The organism is Qipengyuania sp. SM2512 (assembly GCF_054954005.1).
The window spans coordinates 2,971,235-2,992,473 of sequence record NZ_CM143134.1 but is presented as its reverse complement, the minus strand read 5'-3'; the positions used below and the strand labels follow the sequence as shown (position 1 = coordinate 2,992,473).

Genomic DNA, 21,239 nt, shown 5'->3' with positions numbered 1-21,239 from the left:
GGGGGACCCGTTTGGAACAGCGCTCGATCACTGCGGCAGGCATCCTCAACGGGCTTTCCGTCGATGTCGAGGACTGGTTCCAGGTCGGCGCCTTCGAGAACACGATCGCGCGCTCCGACTGGGACGGGATCGCGCTGCGCGTGGGCGACAATGTGCGCCGCGTGCTCGACCTGTTCGACGAAGTCGGGGTCAAGGCGACCTTCTTCACGCTGGGCTGGGTGGCCGAACGCGAGCCGCAAGCGATTCGCACCATCGTCGAGCGCGGCCACGAGCTCGCCAGCCACGGCTACGACCACACGCGGGTCTTCACCTTCGATCCGGGGCAATTCGCCGCCGATCTGAAAAGATCGCGCGCCATTCTCGAGGACGCGGGCGGAGCGGCGATCACCGGCTACCGCGCGCCAAGCTTCTCGATCGACCAGCGCACGCCCTGGGCGCATGAGGTGCTGGCCGAGCACGGCTACGCCTATTCCTCGAGCGTCGCGCCGATCCGCCACGACCACTATGGCTGGCGCGAGGCGCCGCGCTTCGCCTTCCGCCCGCTGGCGGACAGTCCGCTGGTCGAGATCCCCGTGACGACCGCGCAGGTGGGCGAGCGGCGGCTGGCGGCTGGCGGCGGCGGGTTCTTCCGCGTGCTGCCCTATGCCTTCTCGCGCTGGGCGATTGCCCGGGTCAATTGCGACGACCGCCGCCCGGCGGTGTTCTATTTCCACCCTTGGGAGGTCGATCCCGGCCAGCCGCGCGTGGCTGATGCGCCGCTGCGCTCGAAGCTGCGGCATTACACCAACCTTGCGGGCATGGCCGACAAGCTGCGCCGGCTGGCGGGGGATTTCCACTGGGGCCGGATGGACGAACTCGCCCGGATTGAGGCGCAGCGCTGCGTCGAGTTCGCACCGTGAATGCGCCGCTCAAGCACACATCCATCTGCGTGACGCTTGCCGATTTGCGCGATCCCGGCGAGGTCGCGCGGCTCGAGGGTTTCGTGGCGGAGCAGGGCGGAACGGCGTTTCACCGGCCCGCGTGGCTGGCGGCGATCGAACGCGGCACCGGCCAGCAGGCGCTGGGCCTCGTCGCGACCCGCGGCGGCGATTTGGCCGGCTGGCTCCCGCTCAGCGATATCCACTCGCCCTTCTTCGGACGCGCGCTGGTATCGAGCGGCTTCGCGGTCGGCGGCGGCCCGCTGGCGGTTTCCGAAGGTGATAGCGAGGCGCTGTGCCGTGCGGCGGAGGAACTCGCCCTGCGGCGCGGCGCGGGAACGATCGAACTGCGCGGCGGACAGGCGCCGCATGACTGGGCCGCGACCGCCACCGCGCATTGCAATTTCAGCCGCGATCTCGCCGCGGACGACGAGGCCGAACTGCTCGCCATCCCGCGCAAGGCGCGCGCCGAGGTGCGCAAGGGCCTGCGCAACGATCTCGACATCGCGATCGGCGGCGGGCCCGATGATCGCGCGGCGCATTATGCGGTCTATTCCGAGAGCGTGCGCAATCTCGGCACGCCGGTGTTTCCGCGCGCGCTGTTCGATGCGGTGCTCGACGGTTTCGGCGCGGATGCGGATATCCTGACCGTGCGGCGCCAAGGCGAGCCGGTTGCGAGCGTGCTGTCGCTCTACCACGCGGGCGCAGTGATGCCCTATTGGGGCGGCGGGCGGTTTATCGCCCGCGATTTACGCGCCAATGAGGTGATGTATTACGAGCTGATGCGCCACGCCCGCACCCGCGGCTGCACGCGGTTCGACTTCGGGCGCTCCAAAACGAACAGCGGACCCTATTTCTTCAAGAAGAACTGGGGGTTCGAGCCCGAACCGCTGACCTATTCGAGCTGGACTGCTCCTGGTGTGGCGGCGCGCAATATCGATCCGACCGACGAGGGCTATTCGCGCGGGATCGAGCTGTGGAAGCGGCTGCCGCTGCCGCTCGCCAACGCCATCGGCCCCTTCGTCGCCCGCGGGCTGGGCTGATGGGCGAGATCCTGTTCCTGTGCCACCGCGTGCCGTTCCCGCCCGACCGTGGCGACAAGATCCGCTCGCATCACCTGCTCAAGGGGCTCGCGAAGCTCGCGCCGGTGCATGTCGGCACCTTCGCCGAGAATGCGCAGGATCGCGCGCAGGATCCGGCGCTGGCCCAACTGGCCGCGAGCCACCTGCTGGTCGATCGCGACATGTCGCTGCCGAAGGCGGGATTGCGGGCGCTCGTGAGCGGCAGACCGGTGAGCCTGCCGGCCTTCGCCGACCGCCGCCTGTCGCGCTGGGTGGCGCAGACGCTGGCTGGCCGCGACATCGACACCGTGGTGATCTTCTCGGGCCAGATGGGGCAGTACATACCAGAGGGCTTCACCGGGCGCGTGGTGGTCGATCTGTGCGACGTCGATAGCGCCAAGTTCGAGACCTATGCGGCCGAAGCAGGTTTTCCCAAATCCTGGCTGATGGCGCGCGAGGCGCGGCTGCTGGCGCTTGAGGAGGCGCGGATCGCGCGGCGTGCGGATTGCACGCTGCTGATCTCCGACAATGAGCGGGCGCTGTTCCGCAGCCGGCTGCCGGCCGGAGCGGACTGCGATATCCGCGCGTTGGGCAATGGTATCGACGCTGCGTTCTTCGACCCGACAACAACCCAAGCGCACCCCGAGTTGGCAGCAACTCCGGGGCCGCATTTCGTCTTTACCGGGCAGATGGACTATCCGCCCAATATCGCGGCGGTGGAGCGGTTCGCCCGCGCGATCTTGCCGCGCCTGCGCGAGACCGTGGAGGCGCAGTTCCACATCGTCGGCCGCGCGCCGACCGCCGAGGTGACCCGGCTGGGCGACTTGTCTGGCGTCCGCGTTTGGGGCGAGGTCCCCGATGTCCGGCCCTTCCTCGCCGGGGCAACGGCTGTGGTCGCGCCGCTGACGCTGGCGCGCGGGGTGCAGAACAAGGTGCTCGAGGCGATGGCGATGGCGCGCGCGGTGCTGCTCAGCCCCGAGGCCGCCACCGGTATCGCCGCGGTCGACGGCGAGCATTTCGTGATTTGCCGCGACGACGCGGCGTTCGCCGCCGCCGCCGCCGCATTCGCCGCCGATCCGGACCGCGCCGCCTCGATGGGCCACGCCGCCCGCGCCTTCGTCATGACGAAGATGTCGTGGGAAGCTTTCGAGGCGGAGCTGGCGAATATCCTCGGGCGCGGGCGGGGCGGTGCGCGCCATGCCGCCTGACAGCGCAACCCTGACCGATACGCCGATCGCTGCGACCCGCCATTCCGAATGGCGTGCCGCGCTGGTCCGGCTCTCGCTCGCCTCGCTCGCTCTGGTGGCGCTGGCCTCACGCGAATGGGGCGAGATGCTGCACATCTGGTGGAACAGTGACAGCTATTCGCACATCCTGCTGGTCCCGCCGATCATCGCCTGGCTGGTGTGGATCCGCCGCGAGGACGCCGCTCAGGTCACGCCGCGCGGCTGGTGGCCGGGGCTGGCCGTGGTGGCGGCGGCGCTCGGGTTGTGGCTCGCCGGTCGCTCCACCGGTCTCAACCTGCTGGCGCACGCCGGCGCGGTGGCGATGCTCCCCGCCGCCACGCTCGCGCTGCTCGGGCCGCGGGTCGGCGCGCTGCTCGCGTTGCCGCTGGGCTTTGCCGCCTTCCTCGTCCCCTTCGGCGACGAGATCGTGCCCCCGCTGCAATATCTCACCGCCGAAATGGCGATCGCGCTGACCCATATGGTCGGCGTGGCAGCGTGGATCGACGGGATCTACATCCACACCCCCGCCGGGCTGTTCATCGTCGCCGAGGCCTGCGCCGGGGTGCATTTCCTGATCGCGATGGTGGCGCTGGGGGTGCTGACCTGCTTCACCAGCTTTGCCAGCTGGCGCCGCCGCGCGCTGTTCATGGCCGCCTGCGTGGTGGTGCCGATCCTTGCCAACGGCATCCGCGCCTGGGCGACGATCTACATCGCGCAATTCATCGGGGCCGAGGCGGCGGGCGGGTTCGATCACATCGTCTACGGCTGGATCTTCTTCGCTCTGGTGGTCGCGCTGATCCTGGGCGTCGCCTGGCGCTGGTTCGAGCGCGAGCCCGAGGAGGCGGGCTGGTCGCTCGAGGAACTGCGCGGCAGCGTGCTGCTCGCCGCGCTGGAGCGCCGCTCGGGCGGGACCCGCGTCCTGCTGCTCGCCACTCTCGCGCTGGCGGCGGGTGCGGCGGCGCTCGCCTTCGCGCTGCCTACGGGCTAGGAGCCACCGCCTATGTGCGGGATCGCTGGCATCTTCCATTACGGCACGCCCAAGCCGGTCGATCCGCGAAGGGTCGAGCGGATGGCCGATGCGCTGGCGCATCGCGGGCCCGACGGTTCGGGGGTCTGGACCGCACCCGGGGTCGGGCTGGGGCATCGCCGGCTCTCGATCATCGATCTCGCGGGCTCGCCGCAGCCGATGCATTCGGTCGATCGCCGCGCGGTGATCGTCTTCAACGGCGAGATTTACAATTACCGCGCGCTGCGCGCCGAGCTCGAGGTCGGCGGCGCGCGCTTCCACACCGGTGGCGACACCGAAGTCATCCTCGCCGCCTGGCAGCGCTGGGGACCGGGCTGCCTCGAGCGGCTCGACGGCATGTTCGCCTTCGCGCTCTACGATTGCGAGCGCCGCCAGCTGTTCCTCGCGCGCGACCGCTTCGGGGTGAAGCCGCTATTCCTCGCGCGGCTCTCGGACGGCAGCATGGCTTTCGCCTCCGAACTCAAGGGCCTGCTCGCGCATCCGCTGCTGCGCCGCGTGGCCGATCCGCTGGCGGTGGAGGACTACATGACCTGGGGCTATGTCCCCGATCACCGCTCGATCCTCAAGGGCGTCGAGAAGCTGCCCGCGGGCCACTTCCTGCTGCTCGAGCACGGGCGCGAGCCGCCGCCGCCGCGGCAATGGTGGGACGTGTCCTTCGAGCACCGCGCCAAGGGCAGCACCGCCGATCTCTCCGCCGAACTGCTCCACCGGCTGCGCGAGGGCGTCACCAGCCGGATGGTCGCGGATGTCCCGCTGGGCGCTTTCCTTTCCGGCGGGGTCGACAGCTCGAGCGTGGTCGCGCTGATGGCCGAGGCCAGCCGCGATCCGGTGCGCAGCTGCTCGATCGGCTTCGATGTCGAGGCGGTCGACGAGACCGGCTACGCGCGGCAGGTCGCCGAGCTGTTCGCCACCGACCACCGCGAACGGGTGGTCTCGCCCGGCGACATCGTCGATCTCGACCGGATCGCGGGCATCTTCGACGAGCCATTTGCCGATGCCTCGGCGCTGCCGACCTTGCGGGTCTGCGAGCTGGCGCGCGAGAATGTGAAGGTGGCGCTGTCGGGGGACGGGGCCGACGAGGCGCTCGCAGGCTATCGCCGCCAGATGTTCCACCACCGCGAGGAACAGGCGCGCGGCTTCCTGCCGCAGGCCCTGCGCGGCCCGGTGTTCGGGACGCTGGGGAAGGTCTGGCCCAAGGCCGACTGGGCACCGCGCGGGCTTCGCGCCAAGACGACCTTCCTCTCGCTCGCCGAGAGCGGAGCGCAGGGCTATGCCCGCGCGCTCGCCATCCTCGACGCGCCCTCGCGCGCGCGGCTCTATGGCGAGGGTCTGCTGCGCGAACGCGGCGACTACCGCGCCGAGAATCCGCTCATCGCGCTGATGGAGACCGCGCCCGCACGCAGCGGGCTCGACGCCGCGCAATATGCCGATCTCAAGTTCTGGCTCCCCGGCGACATCCTCACCAAGGTCGATCGCACCAGCATGGCGGTCGGGCTCGAGGCGCGCGAGCCGCTGCTCGACCACCGCCTTGTGAGCTTTGCCGCCAGCCTGCCCGAGCGCCAGCGCATCCGCGGGCGGCAGGGCAAATGGCTGATGAAGCACACGATGGAACGCTGTCTGCCCCGCGACATCCTCTACCGCCCCAAACAGGGCTTCGTCACGCCGCTGGCCGAATGGTTTCGCGGTCCGCTCGCCGGCACCGCGCGCGGGATCGCGGCGAGCGAGCGGCTGGTCGACAGCGGCTGGTTCGACCGCCGCGCACTGGCGCGGATCGCCGAGCAGCATATTTCGCGCCAGTACGACCACGGCCGGGTGCTGTGGCAATTGGTGATGCTCGATAAGTCGCTGGCGGGCCTCGATTTACGCGGCTGACGGGGGTGATGCGAAAATGCATCGCCGGCACCGCGTGAGGTTAACACGGAGCATTATCTTACAGCTTCGGGACGATCATTTCGTTTGCCAAGCGACTCCCCCATGGCTTAGATTCCTGGTTAACAAAAGCTATCCGTCTGAATCTATGGGATTGGAATAGTCCAAACCAAAGCCGGGGGGCGCATATGGAACGATTGATCGCCGATACGCATCGTTGTTCTTCCGAACCGGACGCTTCGGAAGATGCGCATATCCTGCTCGCGGACGAGGCCGAACTCCACGCCGAGAGCGCGCGTCATCTGGCGATCCCCGAGGAGCTGTTCCGCCTCGCCGAACTCGACGTGCTCTACGATGGCGATGCCCAGACGCTGTGGACCTATATGCGCCCGCAGGGCCGCCCCAGCTTCACCCCGCCGATGCTCGGCGATTTCGCCAATTGGCAGCGGCTGATCGAACTGGGCTTCGGCCCCGACAAGGTGCCGCTCAAATTCCTGGTGCTGGGCAGCCGCGCGCCGGGCGTGTTCTGCTTCGGCGGCGATCTCGACCTGTTCCGGCGGCTGATCGAGACGCGCAACCGCGAGGGGCTGGTGACCTACGGCCATCGCTGCTGCCAGATCCTCCACCGCAACATGAACTCGCTCGATCTGCCGATCGTCACCGTCGGCATGGTGCAGGGCGATGCGCTGGGCGGCGGCTTCGAGGCGTTGCTGTCGTTCGACTATATCGTCGCCGAACGCGGTGCGAGCTTCGGCCTGCCCGAGATGATGTTCGGCCTGTTCCCGGGAATGGGCGCGCATTCGCTGCTCAGCCGCAAGCTGGGGAGCGCCATGGCCGACCGGCTGATCGTCTCCAACGCCAGCTACAGCGCCGAGCAGCTCTACGAGATGGGGATCGTCCACGTCCTCGCCGAGGATGGCGAGGGGCTGAAGGCGACGCAGGATTTCATCCGCCGCAGCACGCGCAAGCACGCCGGTCTGGTCAATTCGCGCCGCGCGATGAAAGTCTGCTGGGATCTGCAGCTCGAGGAGCTGACCCGGATCACCGAATTGTGGGCCGATGCCGCGCTCCAGCTCGGCGCCAAGGATCTCAAGCTGATGGACCGGCTGGTGACCGCCCAGACGAAGCTCGTCCGGGCGGCCTGATTATCCCCTGATCGGCGTGCGCGGCTGGAGAATGATGACTTTGGATTGACCTAGTTTGCTCCTCCCCCTTGAGGGGGAGGCTGGGTGGGGGTGTACGGCGCTTGAAGCTTCATGCGCCGTACCCCCACCCCCGACCCCTCCCCGCGGGGAGGGGAGAAGAGATTCCATTCTACGTCATCGCAGCCTAGCGCGCGTCGACCATCACCACTTCGGCATCCTCCAGCGCGAGCACGGTGATTGCGTCCTCGCCGGTGATCGCGACGCCGTCGCGCGGGTTGGCCTCGTGGCCATTGACCGCAATCCGCCCGACCGGCGCGACCAGATACTGGTGCCGCGCGCCATCGGTTTTCCAGACCGCGGACTGGCCAGCCTGCAAGGTCGTGGCGAGAACCTTCGCATCGGTGCGGATCGACAGCGCGTCGTCTTCCTCGGGGGTGCCGCTGGCGAGCACTTCGAAGCCGCCCTCGCGGCTGGCCTTGGGAAACTCGCGCTGGCCCCAGCCGGGCGCCTCCCCGGTGCGGGTCGGCATGATCCAGATCTGGAACAGCGTGGTCTCTTCGTCTTCCTTGTTGAATTCGGCATGGGTGATCCCGGTGCCCGCGCTCATCACCTGGACGTCGCCCGCGGCGGTGCGGCCCTCGTTGCCGAGGCTGTCGCGATGCGTGATCGCGCCGCTGCGTACGAAGGTGACGATCTCCATGTCGCGGTGCGGATGCGGCGGAAACCCGCTCCCGCCGGCGATGGTGTCGTCGTTCCACACCCGGATCGGACCCCAGCCCATCCGTTCGGGATCGTGATAGGAGGCGAAGCTGAAATGGTGGCGCGCGTCGAGCCAGCCGTGATTGGCATGGCCGAGACTGGCGAAGGGTCGGATATCGATCATGGGACGTCTCGCATCGGCGGGGTGTTGTCGCCGGTATGGAGCATATTTGGGAAGCGGCGGCGCGATATCAACGGGAGGCGGGGGCCGGCTTCCTGTCTCGTCATTGCGAGGAGCCGCAGGCGACGAAGCAATCCAAGGCGCAGGTCCATGGATTGCTTCGCTTCGCTCGCAATGACTAGACAGGGGCGTACCCGCCGAAACCCGCTCGCCTCGAGCGAAGTCGAGAGGCGCTGGGCGCGAGGTGTCTCGACTTCGCTCGACACGAACGGATTGGGTGTTTTCCTTGGACCCAACACCGACGGGCAGGGTTTACCCTTACGCTCGTCATTGCGAGGAGCCGCAGGCGACGCGGCAATCCAAGGCGCAGGTCCATGGATTGCTTCGCTTCGCTCGCAATGACGAAGGGGGGTAAGTCCCGAAGCCCATTCGCGACACGAACGGAGCGGTGTGCTGCTCGCCTTGCAGCGCCCGCCCTCAGTCCTCGCTGCCGTGCCCCCGGGCCATGTATTCGTCGCTCTGCATCTCCATCAGCCGGCTGACGGTGCGGTCGAATTCGAACAGCCCATCGCCCGCGTCGTGGAGCGCTTGCGGTTCCGCCGCCGCAGTGGCGAACAGCTTGACGCCGTTCTCGTAGAGCGCATCGATCAGCTTGATGAAGCGCAGCGTCTCGTTGCGCTTGTCCGGCCCCAGCACGGGAATGCCGACCACGATCACCGTGTGATAGGCGTGCGCAATCGCGAGGTAGTCCGCCGCGCCGCGGTTTTCGCCGCACAGCCGCTTGAAGCTGAACACCGCGACGCCCTTCAATGATTTGGGCACCTTCAAGGTCCGCCCGCCGCCCAGCTCGAGCTGCCCCGAGGGGACGTGTTCGGCATCCTCGGGGGCGTAGTCGGTGAGGCGGAAGAAGGCCTCGCGCACCTGCGCGGTGGCCGCGTCGCCCAGCGGCGTGTGCCAGCTGTCGAGATCGCCCAGCCGGTCGAGCCGGTAATCGGTCGGGCCGTTGAGCGGGAGCACGTCCATCTCGGCCAGCACCAGATCGATGAAGGGCAGGAACAGCGAACGGTTGAGCCCGTCCTTGTAGAGATCGCGCGGGGGGCGGTTGCTGGTGGTGACCACGGCCACGCCCTCGTCGCGGATCAGCGCGGTGAACAGCCGGCTCATGATCGCGGCATCGGCGGTGTTGGCGACCACCATCTCGTCGAAGGCGAGGCAGCGGATGCCTTCGCCCAGCCGCGCCGCCACCGGGGCGATCGGATCGCCGCTCTCGCGCTTGCGCTCCTCGCCGATCATCCGGTCGACCTCGAGCATGAATTCGTGGAAATGGACGCGCCGTTTGGCCGCGATATCCAGCGTCTCGACGAACAGGTCCATCAGCATCGACTTGCCGCGCCCGACCCCGCCCCACATGTAGACTCCGCGCGGGCGAGCGGGCTTCTTGCCGAAGAGTTTGCCGAGGAAACCGCCGCTCTCGGCGGGTGCTTCGAGCTCGCGCTGGAGCGCGTCGAGCCGCTGCGCCGCAGCGCGCTGGTCGGCATCGGGGCGCAGTTCGCCCGCCTCGATCAGCGCGTCGTAGCGCGCGAGCATTCCGGTCATGGCAGGCGAATCACTTTCGGCGGTTTGTCAGGAGGGGGCGCGCGGCCGCATCTTGCGCACGATGCCCGAGAAGGCCGCGACGCGCGCGCCCTCCTGCTCGACCGTGCCGCGCACGAACACCAGCTTCCCGGTTTCCTGGACGATCTCGGTCACCGCATCGAGCGGCTTGGCCGGATCGCCCGCGCCGACGAACTGTGTCGAGAGCTCGAGCGTCACCGAAGGCCCGGCGTTGCCGCTGCCCAGATTGTGCATGGTGGTGAACAAGGCGATGTCGATCAACGACAGCGTCACCGCGCCGTGGACGATGCCCTGCAGGTTCTCGTGCCGCCGCTCGGGAAACATCCGCAGCCGGGCGCGGCGGGCGTCGCCGTCTCCCCCATCCACGGGCTCGACGCGGGTCAGGAGCTTGCCCATCACCGCGCCGTTGAACAGCGTCGGATCCTTGAGATTCCAGTGGTTCCAGCCCGGATTGTCCGGATCGGGCCCGTGTTCGAACACGTCTTCGCTGAGTTTCATTCCGATCAGAGCGCGCGTTCGACGAGCATCTTCTTGGTTTCGGCGATCGCCTTGGCCGGGTTCAGCCCCTTGGGGCAGACATTGGCGCAATTCATGATCGTGTGGCAGCGATAGAGCCGGAACGGATCCTCGAGCTGGTCGAGCCGCTCGCCGGTCATCTCGTCGCGGCTGTCGGCGAGCCAGCGGAACGCCTGGAGCAGGATCGCCGGGCCGAGGAACTTGTCAGAATTCCACCAATAGCTGGGGCAGGCGGTCGAGCAGCAGGCGCACAGGATGCACTCGTACAACCCGTCGAGCTTCTCGCGCTGCTCGGGGGTCTGGAGCCGCTCCTTGCCGCTGGGTGTGGTCGAGACGGTCTGCAGCCAGGGGCGGATCGAGGCGTATTGCGCGTAGAAATGGGTGAAGTCGGGGACCAGATCCTTGACCACTTCCATATGCGGCAGCGGGGTGATCCGGATCTCGCCCTTGAGATCGTCGATCGCGGTGGTGCAGGCGAGCCCGTTCTTGCCGTTCATGTTCATCGAGCACGAACCGCAGATGCCCTCGCGGCACGAGCGGCGGAAGGTCAGCGAGGGATCGACCTCGTTCTTGATCTTGAACAGCGCGTCGAGCACCATCGGGCCGCAATCGTCGAGGTCGAGCTCGAAGGTGTCGTAGCGCGGGTTCTCGCCGAGATCGGGATCGTAGCGATAGATCTTGAAGGATTTGACCCGACCCGAGCTGGTCGCGGCATGCTTGCGCGCCTTGCCGGTGATCTTGGAGTTCTTCGGGAGGGTAAAGGTCGCCATGTTCGTTCCTGTATTCCTGCTTGCGGACGCTCTTAACGTTCCTGCGTCTCGGCACAAGCGAAACGGCCATTCGCGCCGCGTGCCCGCTGTAGGAAAAATGGCGCTTTTGCGTGAAAAATCAACGGCCCTGAACCATGCTCCACGTATGTGTTTCATGAACGAGCTTTTTCGCTTTTTGCATCTTCCGCCGCGGGCTCTAGGACAGGACGGATGAAGCACCAGCCATTCGAACGCGCGGCAATCGTCGGCGCCGGCGGCGGAATCGGCCAAGCGCTGTGCGAAGCGCTGGCGGAGCGCGGGACGAAAGTCTGGGCGCTGTCCCGCTCGCCGCTCGCCGATCCGCCCGCCGGGATCGACCCGCTGACTTTCGATCTCGGCGACGAGGGTTCGATCGCTGCGGCCGCCGCGGCGATGCGCGATGCGCCGCCGGAGCTGGTGCTGGTCTGCACCGGCGCGCTGACTTTGGCCGACGGAACGGGGCCCGAACGCAGCTATCGCCAGCTGGGCGGCGCGGCGATGGCCGAGGCCTTCCGCGTCAACACCATCGGTCCCGCGCTGGTCGCCAAGCATTTGCTGCCGCTGCTGCCGCGCGACCGGCGGGCGGTGTTCGGCGCGCTCTCCGCCCGGGTCGGATCGATCTCGGACAACCGGCTGGGAGGCTGGCACAGCTACCGCGCCAGCAAGGCCGCGCTCAACATGCTGGTGCGCAATTTCGCGATCGAGCTGGCGCGCTCGCACCGCGAGGCAAGCGTCGTCGCGCTGCATCCCGGAACCGTCGACACCGGCCTTTCCGAGCCCTTCCAGGCGAACCTGCCCGCCGGTCAGCTCACCAGCCCGGGGCAGGCCGCGCAGCACCTGCTCGAGGTGATCGACGGGCTCACCCCCGTCGACAGCGGCAAGGCCTTCGACTGGAAGGGCGAAGAAATTCCTAGCTGATCAGCGCGTTTCGGCTGACTGATCCCGCCAGGCTCGTCTCGAGCAGAGACGAAAAACATTGAGCGCCGCAAAAGCGCGGCTAATCTGGTCGGACCGGGTTGCGAGGAGAGATGCGCAGTGGGTCTGGCGAGCTGGTACGATCGGCATGTCATGCCGAGACTGATCACTTTCGCCTGCGGGCAGAAAGGCATCGAAGACCGGCGGCGATTGGTCGTGCCGCTGGCGCGCGGCAAGGTGTTCGAGCTGGGCTGTGGTGGCGGGCTCAACCAGCAGTTCTACGACAGACAGGCGGTAACGGCGTTCGCGGGCATCGATCCGCACGATAGCCTGCTCGAGAGCGCGCGCGAGTCGGCGAGGGCGCTGGGCCGGGATGTCGACATCAAACAAGGGGTCGGCGAGGAGATTCCCTTCTCGAGCAGCAGTTTCGACACGCTTGTGTGCACTTACACGCTGTGTTCGGTGCAGGACCACGCGCGCGTGGTGTCCGAACTCCACCGGGTGTTGAAACCGGACGGCCAATTGCTGTTTCTCGAGCATGGGCGAGCGCCCGATCGCAGTGTCGCCGGCTGGCAGGAGAGGATCGAGCCGCTGTGGAAGCCGCTTGCGGGCGGATGCCACCTGACGCGGGCCGTCGGCGGCGCGCTCCGCGCTGGCGGTTTCGAAGTCGAGCCGCTGGGGCAGGGGTATCTGGAAAAGGCGCCCCGGGTGATGGGCTGGATGGAGTGGGGCATCGCCCGCAAGCGCAGGCAGTGATTCCAGCGCGATAGAAGGTTCCGGAGAGGAGGAAACCCTCCGGATCGTGCGCCTCGCGCCGACCCGGAGGGTGTCTCGCTATTCGCCGAAGGTGCGCTGCCACCAGCCGCGGCGCGGCTTGCCGGCCGGAGCGCTTTCGCCGCCGTCGTCGTCGGGGCGCGCAGGTGCGCTGCGATCGGACGGGGAGTCGGCAGTTACCGGTACGCCGGTCGGACCGGCCTCCGGGGCAGCTGCCGAGGCGGCCGGTTCCGGGGCCTGCTTTACAGCCTCGACCTTGGGAGCAGCGGCTTTGGAACGCGCCGCAGCCTTGGCCGGAGCGGCCGCAGGTTTGCGGGCGCTGGGCTTGCGGCGTTGCTTGGGCTTCGCTTCGGCTTGCGCTTCCGCCGCTTCTGCGGGCGTTTCGGCATCGTCCGCCGCGGGCTTCTTGCGCCGGGTCCGCTTCGGCTTGGCCGGAGCTTCTTCCGCCTCGGCCGGGACCTCGGCCTCGGCCGGCGATCCGGTGTCCGACTGGCCGGCTTCGGCTTCCGCTTCGGCTTCCCCGGCATTCTCCGCAGCCTTCCGGCGGCGCGGTTTGCGCTTCGGCTTGGGCTGCTCCTCGGCCGCCGCTTCGGCGGTTTCGGGGGTGCCTTCGGGACCCGCGACGACCGCCATGTCTTCCATCACATGCTCGGAAACCTGCTCGAGCTCTTCGGCCTGATCGGCGTTGACCTCGGTCGATTTCTTGCGCCCGCGTCCGCCACGGCGGCCGCGGCGGCGCTTCTTGCGCGAATTGCCGTCGCCATCGTCGTCGCTTTCGCCGCGTCCTTCGTCGCGGTTGCCGTCACCACGATTGCCGTCCTCGTCGGTGTCGTCCTCACGCGGTGCAGGACCGGCCTCGCCCTTGTCGTCGCCATTCGAGCTGCGCTCGTTGTCGCGGTCGTCGCCGCGGCTGCGGTTGCGACCGCCCCGGCGGCGGCGGCGCTTCTGGTCGCCGTCGCGGCCGCGATTGTCGCCGCCGCGCTGGTTGTCGCGCTGGTTCTCGGACGCCTCGCTGTCGTCCTCGTCCTCGTCCTCGGCGCCGTCGTCCTCGAACTCTTCGTCGTCGTCATCATCATCGTCGACGATCGGCTCGAACTTGGGCGCGTTGGTCGGACGCGGGCCCGAGCTGGACACCGCCATCTTGGAGCCTTCGTCCTCGCCCTCGGGCACGACTTCGATCGTCACGCCGTAGCGATCCTCGATCTCCATCAGATCGGCGCGCTTCTGGTTGAGCAGATAGACCGCCGCCTCGGTGCTGGCCGACAGGGTGATGATCGTACCCTTGCCCTTGGCCGCCTCGTCCTCGATCAGGCGCAGCGCCGAAAGGCCTGCGCTCGATGCGGTGCGGACCAGACCCGTGCCGTCGCAATGCGGACACTCGCGGGTGGTCGCCTCGAGCACGCCGGTGCGCAGCCGCTGACGGCTCATTTCCATCAGGCCGAAGCTGGAGATCCGCCCGACCTGGATGCGCGCACGATCGTTCTTGAGCGAATCCTTCATCGCCCGTTCGACCTTGCGAACATTGCCGCTGCGCTCCATGTCGATGAAGTCGATCACGACCAGACCGGCCATGTCGCGCAGGCGCAGCTGGCGGGCGATTTCATGCGCCGCCTCGAGATTGGTGGCGACCGCGGTCTGCTCGATCCCGTGCTCCTTGGTCGAGCGGCCCGAGTTGATGTCGATCGAGACCAGCGCCTCGGTCGGATTGATCACCAGATAGCCGCCCGATTTGAGCTGCACCATCGGATCGTACATCGCCTTGAGCTGGTCTTCGGCGCCGTAGCGCTGGAACATCGGCACCGGATCGCTGTAGCTTTTCACGCGCCGGGCGTGGCTGGGCATCAACATCTTCATGAAGGATTTGGCGAGCTTGTAGCCGGCCTCGCCCTCGACGATCACTTCCTCGATCTCGCGGTTGTAGATGTCGCGAATGGCGCGCTTGATCAAATCGCTGTCCGAATGGATCAGCGCCGGGGCGCTCGAAGCGAGCGTCTTTTCGCGGATATCGTCCCACAATCGTGCGAGATAGTCGAAGTCGCGCTTGATCTCGGGCTTGGTCCGGCTGAGGCCGGCGGTGCGCACGATCAGGCCCATCGACTTGGGCAGCGTCAGATCGGACACGATCTGCTTCAGCCGCTTGCGGTCGTTGGCGGAGTTGATCTTGCGGCTGATCCCGCCGCCGTGGCTGCTGTTGGGCATCAGCACGGTGTAACGCCCGGCGAGGCTGAGATAGGTGGTCAGCGCCGCGCCCTTGTTGCCGCGCTCTTCCTTGACGACCTGGACCAGCAGCACCTGACGGCGCTGGATGACGTCCTGGATCTTGTAGCGGCGGCGCAGTTCCATCCGGCGCGCCCGCGCATCGTCGACTTCCTTGGCGCGGGTCCGGCCCTTGCCGCCCTGGCGCGGGTTGCGCCCGCGGCCCTTGGCCCTGCGGCCACGACCGTTGCCGCCGCTGCCGCCATTGTCCTCGTCGTCGCCGTCGTCGTCATCGTCCGAATCGTCGTCTTCGCGGTCGAGCCGACCTTCCTCGATGGTGGCGACATCGTCCTTGTCGGAGGTGTCGACCTCCTCGAGACCGTCCTCGGCGAATTCCTCCGCCAAAGCCTCGGAGCTTTCGTCCTCGGCGTCGTATTCGTCGCCGGGCATCTCGCCGCGCTCTTCCTCTTCGGCGCGCAGGCGTTCTTCCTCCTCGGCGACCTCGGCCTCTGCGGCGAGCAGCGCGTCGCGGTCATCCTTGGGGATCTGGTAATAGTCGGGGTGGATTTCGCTGAAGGCGAGGAAGCCGTGCCGATTGCCGCCGAAGTCGACGAATGCCGCCTGCAGCGAGGGTTCGACCCGGGTTACCTTGGCGAGATAGATGTTGCCTTTGATCTGCCGGTGATCGGCGGATTCGAAATCGAATTCCTCAATCCGATTTCCCTTGAGAACCGCCACCCGGGTTTCTTCCGAGTGGCGCGCATCGATAAGCATGCGCGTTGCCATGTAGATTTCTCCATGCGCAAGGGGCCGGGACGAGCCCGGCAGCCGACTTGCGCCATTTTATGTGATAACTGCCGCCGCGATGCGGATCGGCAGTCGAGGATGACCGGCCGCCGCGCGTCGTCGGGCGGAGCCGGAATGTCGTGTCTGCAGCATGAAACCTGCGCCAATTGAGCGCTGTCCGGCCCGCAATTCCTTCGGGGCAGGCGATTGCCTGTCGAGGGTGCAATGAGGGGGAACGGTTCGTGTCTTGCATCAACCTGTCTCAGGACCGCCGATCGAAACGGGCGGTCGAATTGCGTGAAGCGGGCTGACTGTGGAACGAAAGGCGTTCGCGGCCGGAGCCCGGCTATCACGACCGACGCGCTAGCACCGTGGGTATCTAACAGCAACCATATTGCACGGACGGGCCGTGCAACCCTAGTGCGAGAGCGCCATGGCCCGGTTCCTGCCCCTAATCCTGCTTGCCCTGATCCCGGCGGCGATCGTCGCGGCTCTCGCCGGAGCGGCGGTGACGGGCCGCTCGCTCGCCCTGCCGCAGTTCGGCCGCGGCTATGTCCTGCGGGTCGAATTGCCGGTCTCGGACGCAGGCGTGCCGCTGCCGGAAATCGCCGGGCAGGGATCGGGCGCGGACGAAGACCTGCCGCTGGTGGTGATCGATGCCGGGCACGGCGGCCACGATCCGGGCGCATCGAGCGCGGGGCTGCAGGAAAAGGACCTCGTGCTGCGCCTGGCGCGCGCGCTACGTGACCGGTTGATCGAGCAGGGCGACGTAAGGGTGGCGCTCACCCGCGACGAGGACCGCTACCTGCTCCATGCGGAACGCTACGAGATCGCGCGGCGGCTGGGCGCCGATCTGTTCGTTTCGATCCATGCCGATTCCGCGGGCGAGGCGACCGAGGTGGAGGGGGCCAGCATCTATACGCTGTCGGAGAGCGCATCGAGCGAGGCGGCGGCACGCTATGCCGAACGCGAGAACCGCTCGGACCGGATCAACGGGCAGGAAATCTCGGGCCATAGCGATGCGGTCAACACCATCCTGGTCGAACTGTCGCAGCGGCGCACCCAGGCCGAATCCGCCGAATTCGCATCGCTAATCCAGCGCGAGGGAGAGGGCACGATCCGCTTCCATCCGCAGCCGCGCCGCTCCGCGGCGCTCAAGGTGCTGCGCGCGCCCGATGTGCCCTCGGTGCTCTACGAAAGCGGCTTCATCACCAACAGCGAAGAGGCGCAGCGTCTGGCCTCGCCCGAGGGCCGCGCGCGCTTCGCCGAGGTGATGGCGCGCGCGATCCGAATCTATTTCGTCCGCCAGCGCGAAGACCTGCTGGAACAGCCGCCGGTGACAATCGAGCCGGCCAGCGACGCGGACACAGGGGAGGGCTGATCGCGCTGCTGCTTGAAAACCCCCCGTCATTGCGAGCCGCCGCAGGCGGCGCGGCAATCCATGGCCCATGCCTTGCGCCCATCACGAGGGCACCGACGAACCGCAATCTCACACCATGGGTTGCCGCGTCGCTACGCTCCTCGCAACGACGAGAGGGGGAGCCCTGGGCGAGAGTTGGAGAGGCCATGCCCGATGCGAACACCGGGCATGACGGGACATGGTTGAGGGTTGCTAAGCCTTCCGGCAGCAGCACGGCATTGATGTAACCGCGCTTCGCTTCGTTATGGCGCGAGTCAGATTGGGCGTGCTAGGGGCGCGTCTGCAGATTTTGGGACCCCGATGGCCGAGCAATCCAGACTACAGACAATCCGCCACCGCATGCACTCCGACCTCGTTGCGGCGCGCGGCTGGTTCCGGCGCAACTGGCGCGACAATCGCTGGTTTCGCTGGGGAACCGGCCTGCTGGTTCTGGGCCTTATCGTTCTGGCGCTGGGCTGGACCCTGCTCGCCCGCGGACTGCCCGACGCCGAGAGCCTGCTCGACTACGAGACCCCGCTGCCAACCGTCGTGCGCGGCGCCGATGGCGAGATCGTCCATTCCTACGCCCGCGAACGCCGCGTCCAGCTGCAATATGTCGATTTCCCGACCACTTTGGTCGAAGCCTATCTCGCAGCCGAAGACCGCACCTTCTTCAGTCATGGCGGCGTCGATCTGGCGGGCACGGCCAACGCCGTGTTCGACTATGCCAGCAAGATGGGTTCGGGCGAACGCGCAGTGGGCGGTTCGACGATCACGCAGCAGGTCGCCAAGAACGTGCTGCTCGGCGACGAATATTCGGTCACCCGCAAGCTCAAGGAAATGATCGTCGCGCGGCGGATCGAGGACGTGCTGAGCAAGCGCGAGATCCTCGAACTCTACCTCAACGAGATTCCGCTGGGTCGGCGCAGCTTCGGCGTCCAGGCGGCGAGCCGGGCCTACTTCGACAAGGATGTGGCCGATCTCGAACTGCACGAGATGGCTTTCCTGGCGATCCTGCCCAAGGCACCCGAACGCTATGGCCGGGCGCAGAACGAGCAGCTAGCACTCACGCGGCGGAATTTCGTCATCGACCAGATGGTGGCCAATGAATTTATCACCCCCGAGCAAGGCGCCAGCGCCAAGACCAAGGATCTGGGGCTGGTCCAGCAGCGGCAGGAACGCTCCGCCGATGCGGGCTATTTCCTCGAGGAAGTGCGCCGTCAGCTGATCGAGAAATTCGGCGAGACCGCGGAAGACGGCGGCGACAGCGTCTATGCCGGCGGGCTGTGGGTGCGCACTTCGCTCGACATGGAAATGCAGGATGCCGCGCGCGATGCGCTGCGCGCGCAATTGCTCAGCTATCACGGCAATCGCGGCTGGACGGGGCCCGTGGCTACGCTCAATCCCGACAATGGCGATCTGATCGGCCAGCTGCGGTCATCCAATCTCGGTATCAATTACGAGGACTGGCGCATCGGCGTCGTGACCGAGCGCAGCGGTTCTTCCGCCGCGGTGGGTCTGACCGATGGCGAGACCTATCCGCTGATCGGCGTTCCCGATGCGTTGAAATTGGGCGATGCGGTCGCGGTTCAGCCATCGGGCGATGGCTATCGCCTGCGCGCTGTCCCCGAAGTTTCGGGCGCCTTCCTGGCGCAGAACCCGCAGACGGGGCGCGTGTTGGCGATGCAGGGCGGGTTCGACGCGCGGCTCGGTTCGTTCAACCGCGCGACGCAGGCGCTGCGCCAGCCCGGATCGACGATCAAGCCGTTCGTCTATGCCACCGGGCTCGAGCATGGGCTGACCCCGGCGAGCCAGGTGCCCGACCAGACCTTCTGCTATTATCAGGGCGCCAATCTGGGCGAGAAATGCTTCCGCAATTTCGGCGGCGGCGGCGGCGGGGTCCACACCATGCGCTGGGGGCTCGAACAGAGCCGCAACCTGATGACCGTCCATATTGCGATGGACGCCGGAATGCCTAATGTTATCAAGACCTTCGAACAGCTCAACATCGGCAGCTACGAACCCTATCCGGCCTTTGCGCTCGGGGCGGGGGACACCACGGTCGAGCGGATGGTCAATGCCTATTCGGCGCTGGTGAACTGGGGCCGGCTGCACCAGCCCAGCGTGATCGACTATGTCCAGGACCGGAAGGGCAAGGTTATCTGGCGCTCCGACCAGCGCGAATGCACCAATTGCAACATGCCCGAATGGGACGGCCAGCCCATGCCGCGACTGGGCCTATCGGGCAAACAGGTCATGGACCCGCGCACCGCGTTCCAGACCGTCCACATGCTCGAGGGCGTGGTGACCCGCGGCACGGCAGTGCGGCTGCGCGGTCTCGACATTCCGCTGTTCGGCAAGACCGGCACCACCAGCGGTCCGACCGATGCCTGGTTCGTCGGCGGCTCGCCGCAGATCGTGGCGGGCATGTATGTCGGTTTCGATCAGCCGCGCAATCTGGGCGGCTGGGTTCAGGGCGGCAACACCGCGGCGCCGATCTTCAAGCGCTTCGTAGAGGCCTCGCGGGAGCGCTGGGACGGCGACGAATTCGTCGCGCCGGCGGGGGTTCGGATGGTCCGCATCGACCGGCGGTCCGGCAAGCGGGTGTTCGACGGCACGCCCAGCGACGAGCCCACCGCGGCGGTGATCTGGGAGGCCTTCAAGCCCGATACCGAACCCGCCCGGGCCACGCGGCAGGACGAGATCGCCGCCAAACGCAACGCCATCCTCGAGCAGATCCGCCGCGGCCGGGTCGCGCAGACCCGCGCGGCCGCCCCGGTGCGGCGCGAGGAGACGCCGGGCGATTTCGTCGAGCAGCAGGGCGGGATCTACTAGCGGACCGATCCGTATTTCCGTGCTGGTGGCGTAAACTTTAGTAAACTTTACAAACGGCGCCTGCTCGTTAAGCGAGCGGACCCGAGCCCAAACCGAGGAATTTGCCATGCGTGCCGAAGGGCAGGCCTATATCGACCGCATCGAAGCCGCGCTGGCGCTGGTTCGCCAGTCGCTCGATTGGGAGCGCGCGCTGCGCCGTCTAGAGGAAGTCAATGCGCGCGTGCAGGACCCCAGCCTGTGGGACAATCCCAAGGAAGCGCAGGCGCTCAGCCGCGAGCAGAAGCGGCTCGAGGATGCGGTCAACACCGTCAACGAAATCTCCTCCGAGATGGCCGACGCCATCGAATTCGTCGAAATGGGCGATGCCGAGGGCGACGACGACGTGGTCAAGGACGGCCTCGCCAGCCTCGAAAAGCTCGCCGGGCGCGCCGATGCCGACAAGGTCCGTGCGCTGCTCTCGGGCGAGGCGGATGGCAACGACACCTATGTGGAGATCCATGCCGGCGCGGGCGGGACCGAGAGCCAGGACTGGGCGGAGATGCTGTTCCGCATGTACTCCCGCTGGGCCGAACGCCGCGGATACAAGGTCGAGACGGTGGAGTATCAGGCGGGCGATCAGGCCGGGCTCAAGAGCGCGACGATCCTGGTCAAGGGCGAGAACGCCTATGGCTACGCCAAGACCGAAAGCGGGGTTCACCGGCTCGTGCGGATCAGCCCCTACGACAGTTCCGCGCGCCGCCACACCAGCTTCAGCTCGGTCTGGGTCTATCCGGTGATCGACGACGACATCGAGATCGAGATCAATGAAAGCGATCTGAAGATCGATACCTACCGGGCCTCGGGTGCCGGCGGGCAGCATATCAACACCACCGATTCCGCAGTGCGGATCACCCACCAGCCGACCGGGATCGTGGTGGCTTCGCAAAGCGGACGCTCGCAGCACAAGAACAAGGCCGAGGCGATGAGCATGCTCAAGGCCCGGCTCTACGAGCGCGAGATGGCCGAGCGCGAGGCGGCGGCCAGCGGCGAATATCAGGAGAAGAGCGAGATCGGCTGGGGCCACCAGATCCGCAGCTATGTTCTCCAGCCCTATCAGATGGTCAAGGATCTGCGCACGGGCGTGGTCTCGCCATCGCCCGATGCGGTGCTCGACGGCGGGATCGACGATTTCATCTCCGCCGCGCTGGCGCAGCGCGTGACGGGCGAAAAGGTCGAGGTCGAAGACGTCGAATAGGGCCCGGGGCGTGTCGAGGGCGAAAACTTTGCGCGGCGAGCGCAGCACCGCTAGGGC

16 protein-coding genes are annotated in these 21,239 nt (G+C 67.2%); 11 read left to right on the top strand and 5 right to left on the bottom strand.

All coding sequences use genetic code 11. From position 1 onward, the window contains the following. Nucleotides 1-41 precede the first annotated feature (41 nt). The 6 genes from ACQ5J0_RS14710 (at nucleotide 42) to ACQ5J0_RS14685 (ending at nucleotide 7,245) form a co-directional block, all read left to right on the top strand. A complete protein-coding gene (locus ACQ5J0_RS14710) occupies nucleotides 42-899 on the top strand; it encodes an XrtA system polysaccharide deacetylase (RefSeq protein ID WP_462570134.1) in 858 nt (285 codons plus the stop codon). Further along, nucleotides 896-1,960: a FemAB family XrtA/PEP-CTERM system-associated protein gene (locus ACQ5J0_RS14705; RefSeq protein WP_462568325.1), complete on the top strand. Its 1,065-nt coding sequence runs from the start codon at nucleotides 896-898 to the stop codon at nucleotides 1,958-1,960. Before ACQ5J0_RS14710 ends, ACQ5J0_RS14705 begins: the two co-directional genes overlap by 4 nt. Then, on the top strand, nucleotides 1,960-3,186 hold the full coding sequence (locus ACQ5J0_RS14700; RefSeq protein WP_462568324.1) for a TIGR03087 family PEP-CTERM/XrtA system glycosyltransferase: 1,227 nt from the start codon (nucleotides 1,960-1,962) through the stop codon (nucleotides 3,184-3,186). The genes ACQ5J0_RS14705 and ACQ5J0_RS14700 overlap by 1 nt, the downstream gene beginning before the upstream one ends. Further along, the gene (xrtA, locus tag ACQ5J0_RS14695) at nucleotides 3,176-4,192 is read left to right on the top strand and encodes an exosortase A (protein WP_462568323.1); all 1,017 of its coding nucleotides are present in this window, start codon (nucleotides 3,176-3,178) and stop codon (nucleotides 4,190-4,192) included. Before ACQ5J0_RS14700 ends, xrtA begins: the two co-directional genes overlap by 11 nt. A gap of 12 nt (nucleotides 4,193-4,204) precedes the next feature. Beyond that, nucleotides 4,205-6,103, top strand: a complete 1,899-nt coding sequence (locus ACQ5J0_RS14690) for an XrtA/PEP-CTERM system amidotransferase (protein ID WP_462568322.1) — start codon at nucleotides 4,205-4,207, stop codon at nucleotides 6,101-6,103. Nucleotides 6,104-6,288: 185 nt separating this feature from the next. Continuing rightward, complete coding sequence (locus ACQ5J0_RS14685) at nucleotides 6,289-7,245, top strand: crotonase/enoyl-CoA hydratase family protein (RefSeq protein ID WP_462568321.1); 957 nt, start codon at nucleotides 6,289-6,291, stop codon at nucleotides 7,243-7,245. Nucleotides 7,246-7,429: 184 nt separating this feature from the next. Here the strand turns inward: ACQ5J0_RS14685 and ACQ5J0_RS14680 are convergent, their stop codons facing one another. The 4 genes from ACQ5J0_RS14680 to ACQ5J0_RS14665 all read right to left on the bottom strand — a co-directional run bounded on the left by ACQ5J0_RS14680 (nucleotide 7,430) and on the right by ACQ5J0_RS14665 (nucleotide 11,025). Further along, nucleotides 7,430-8,128: a pirin family protein gene (locus tag ACQ5J0_RS14680; protein WP_462568320.1), complete on the bottom strand. Its 699-nt coding sequence runs from the start codon at nucleotides 8,126-8,128 to the stop codon at nucleotides 7,430-7,432. A 474-nt stretch (nucleotides 8,129-8,602) separates the two neighbouring features. Further along, nucleotides 8,603-9,721 carry a cell division protein ZapE gene (gene zapE, locus ACQ5J0_RS14675; RefSeq protein ID WP_462568319.1) on the bottom strand — a complete coding sequence of 373 codons (1,119 nt, stop codon included), beginning with the start codon at nucleotides 9,719-9,721 and terminating at the stop codon, nucleotides 8,603-8,605. A 27-nt stretch (nucleotides 9,722-9,748) separates the two neighbouring features. Beyond that, the gene (locus ACQ5J0_RS14670; RefSeq protein ID WP_462568318.1) at nucleotides 9,749-10,237 is read right to left on the bottom strand and encodes a PaaI family thioesterase; all 489 of its coding nucleotides are present in this window, start codon (nucleotides 10,235-10,237) and stop codon (nucleotides 9,749-9,751) included. A 5-nt stretch (nucleotides 10,238-10,242) separates the two neighbouring features. After that, the gene (locus ACQ5J0_RS14665; RefSeq protein ID WP_305929625.1) at nucleotides 10,243-11,025 is read right to left on the bottom strand and encodes a succinate dehydrogenase iron-sulfur subunit; all 783 of its coding nucleotides are present in this window, start codon (nucleotides 11,023-11,025) and stop codon (nucleotides 10,243-10,245) included. Between the two features lie 210 nt (nucleotides 11,026-11,235). On the opposite strand from ACQ5J0_RS14665, the gene ACQ5J0_RS14660 reads away from it, so the two are divergent. Then, complete coding sequence (locus ACQ5J0_RS14660) at nucleotides 11,236-11,961, top strand: SDR family NAD(P)-dependent oxidoreductase (RefSeq protein ID WP_462568317.1); 726 nt, start codon at nucleotides 11,236-11,238, stop codon at nucleotides 11,959-11,961. Nucleotides 11,962-12,111: 150 nt separating this feature from the next. After that, on the top strand, nucleotides 12,112-12,714 hold the full coding sequence (locus tag ACQ5J0_RS14655) for a class I SAM-dependent methyltransferase (RefSeq protein ID WP_462568316.1): 603 nt from the start codon (nucleotides 12,112-12,114) through the stop codon (nucleotides 12,712-12,714). A gap of 78 nt (nucleotides 12,715-12,792) precedes the next feature. On the opposite strand, the gene ACQ5J0_RS14650 is transcribed toward ACQ5J0_RS14655, so the two are convergent. Then, nucleotides 12,793-15,714: an Rne/Rng family ribonuclease gene (locus ACQ5J0_RS14650; RefSeq protein WP_462568315.1), complete on the bottom strand. Its 2,922-nt coding sequence runs from the start codon at nucleotides 15,712-15,714 to the stop codon at nucleotides 12,793-12,795. A 433-nt stretch (nucleotides 15,715-16,147) separates the two neighbouring features. Here ACQ5J0_RS14650 and ACQ5J0_RS14645 point away from each other — a divergent pair, with 433 nt between their 5' ends. From ACQ5J0_RS14645 to prfB, 3 genes are all read left to right on the top strand, one after another. Next, the gene (locus ACQ5J0_RS14645) at nucleotides 16,148-17,095 is read left to right on the top strand and encodes an N-acetylmuramoyl-L-alanine amidase family protein (RefSeq protein WP_462568314.1); all 948 of its coding nucleotides are present in this window, start codon (nucleotides 16,148-16,150) and stop codon (nucleotides 17,093-17,095) included. 378 nt (nucleotides 17,096-17,473) lie between these two features. Continuing rightward, nucleotides 17,474-19,948, top strand: a complete 2,475-nt coding sequence (locus ACQ5J0_RS14640) for a penicillin-binding protein 1A (RefSeq protein WP_462568312.1) — start codon at nucleotides 17,474-17,476, stop codon at nucleotides 19,946-19,948. A gap of 106 nt (nucleotides 19,949-20,054) precedes the next feature. Then, a complete protein-coding gene (gene prfB / locus ACQ5J0_RS14635) occupies nucleotides 20,055-21,182 on the top strand; it encodes a peptide chain release factor 2 (RefSeq protein WP_462568311.1) in 1,128 nt (375 codons plus the stop codon). The last annotated feature ends 57 nt before the right edge of the window (nucleotides 21,183-21,239 follow it).

What these genes read in the sequence shown, in the direction of transcription:
- xrtA (WP_462568323.1), top strand. Translation starts at nt 3,176, where the DNA reads ATGCCGCCTGACAGCGCAACCCTGACCGATACGCCGATCGCTGCGACC.
- ACQ5J0_RS14660 (WP_462568317.1), top strand. Translation starts at nt 11,236, where the DNA reads ATGAAGCACCAGCCATTCGAACGCGCGGCAATCGTCGGCGCCGGCGGC.
- ACQ5J0_RS14655 (WP_462568316.1), top strand. Translation starts at nt 12,112, where the DNA reads ATGCCGAGACTGATCACTTTCGCCTGCGGGCAGAAAGGCATCGAAGAC.
- zapE (WP_462568319.1), bottom strand. Translation starts at nt 9,721, where the DNA reads ATGACCGGAATGCTCGCGCGCTACGACGCGCTGATCGAGGCGGGCGAA.
- ACQ5J0_RS14685 (WP_462568321.1), top strand. Translation starts at nt 6,289, where the DNA reads ATGGAACGATTGATCGCCGATACGCATCGTTGTTCTTCCGAACCGGAC.
- ACQ5J0_RS14680 (WP_462568320.1), bottom strand. Translation starts at nt 8,128, where the DNA reads ATGATCGATATCCGACCCTTCGCCAGTCTCGGCCATGCCAATCACGGC.
- ACQ5J0_RS14670 (WP_462568318.1), bottom strand. Translation starts at nt 10,237, where the DNA reads ATGAAACTCAGCGAAGACGTGTTCGAACACGGGCCCGATCCGGACAAT.
- ACQ5J0_RS14690 (WP_462568322.1), top strand. Translation starts at nt 4,205, where the DNA reads ATGTGCGGGATCGCTGGCATCTTCCATTACGGCACGCCCAAGCCGGTC.
- ACQ5J0_RS14700 (WP_462568324.1), top strand. Translation starts at nt 1,960, where the DNA reads ATGGGCGAGATCCTGTTCCTGTGCCACCGCGTGCCGTTCCCGCCCGAC.
- ACQ5J0_RS14645 (WP_462568314.1), top strand. Translation starts at nt 16,148, where the DNA reads ATGGCCCGGTTCCTGCCCCTAATCCTGCTTGCCCTGATCCCGGCGGCG.
- ACQ5J0_RS14640 (WP_462568312.1), top strand. Translation starts at nt 17,474, where the DNA reads ATGCACTCCGACCTCGTTGCGGCGCGCGGCTGGTTCCGGCGCAACTGG.
- prfB (WP_462568311.1), top strand. Translation starts at nt 20,055, where the DNA reads ATGCGTGCCGAAGGGCAGGCCTATATCGACCGCATCGAAGCCGCGCTG.
- ACQ5J0_RS14650 (WP_462568315.1), bottom strand. Translation starts at nt 15,714, where the DNA reads ATGGCAACGCGCATGCTTATCGATGCGCGCCACTCGGAAGAAACCCGG.
- ACQ5J0_RS14665 (WP_305929625.1), bottom strand. Translation starts at nt 11,025, where the DNA reads ATGGCGACCTTTACCCTCCCGAAGAACTCCAAGATCACCGGCAAGGCG.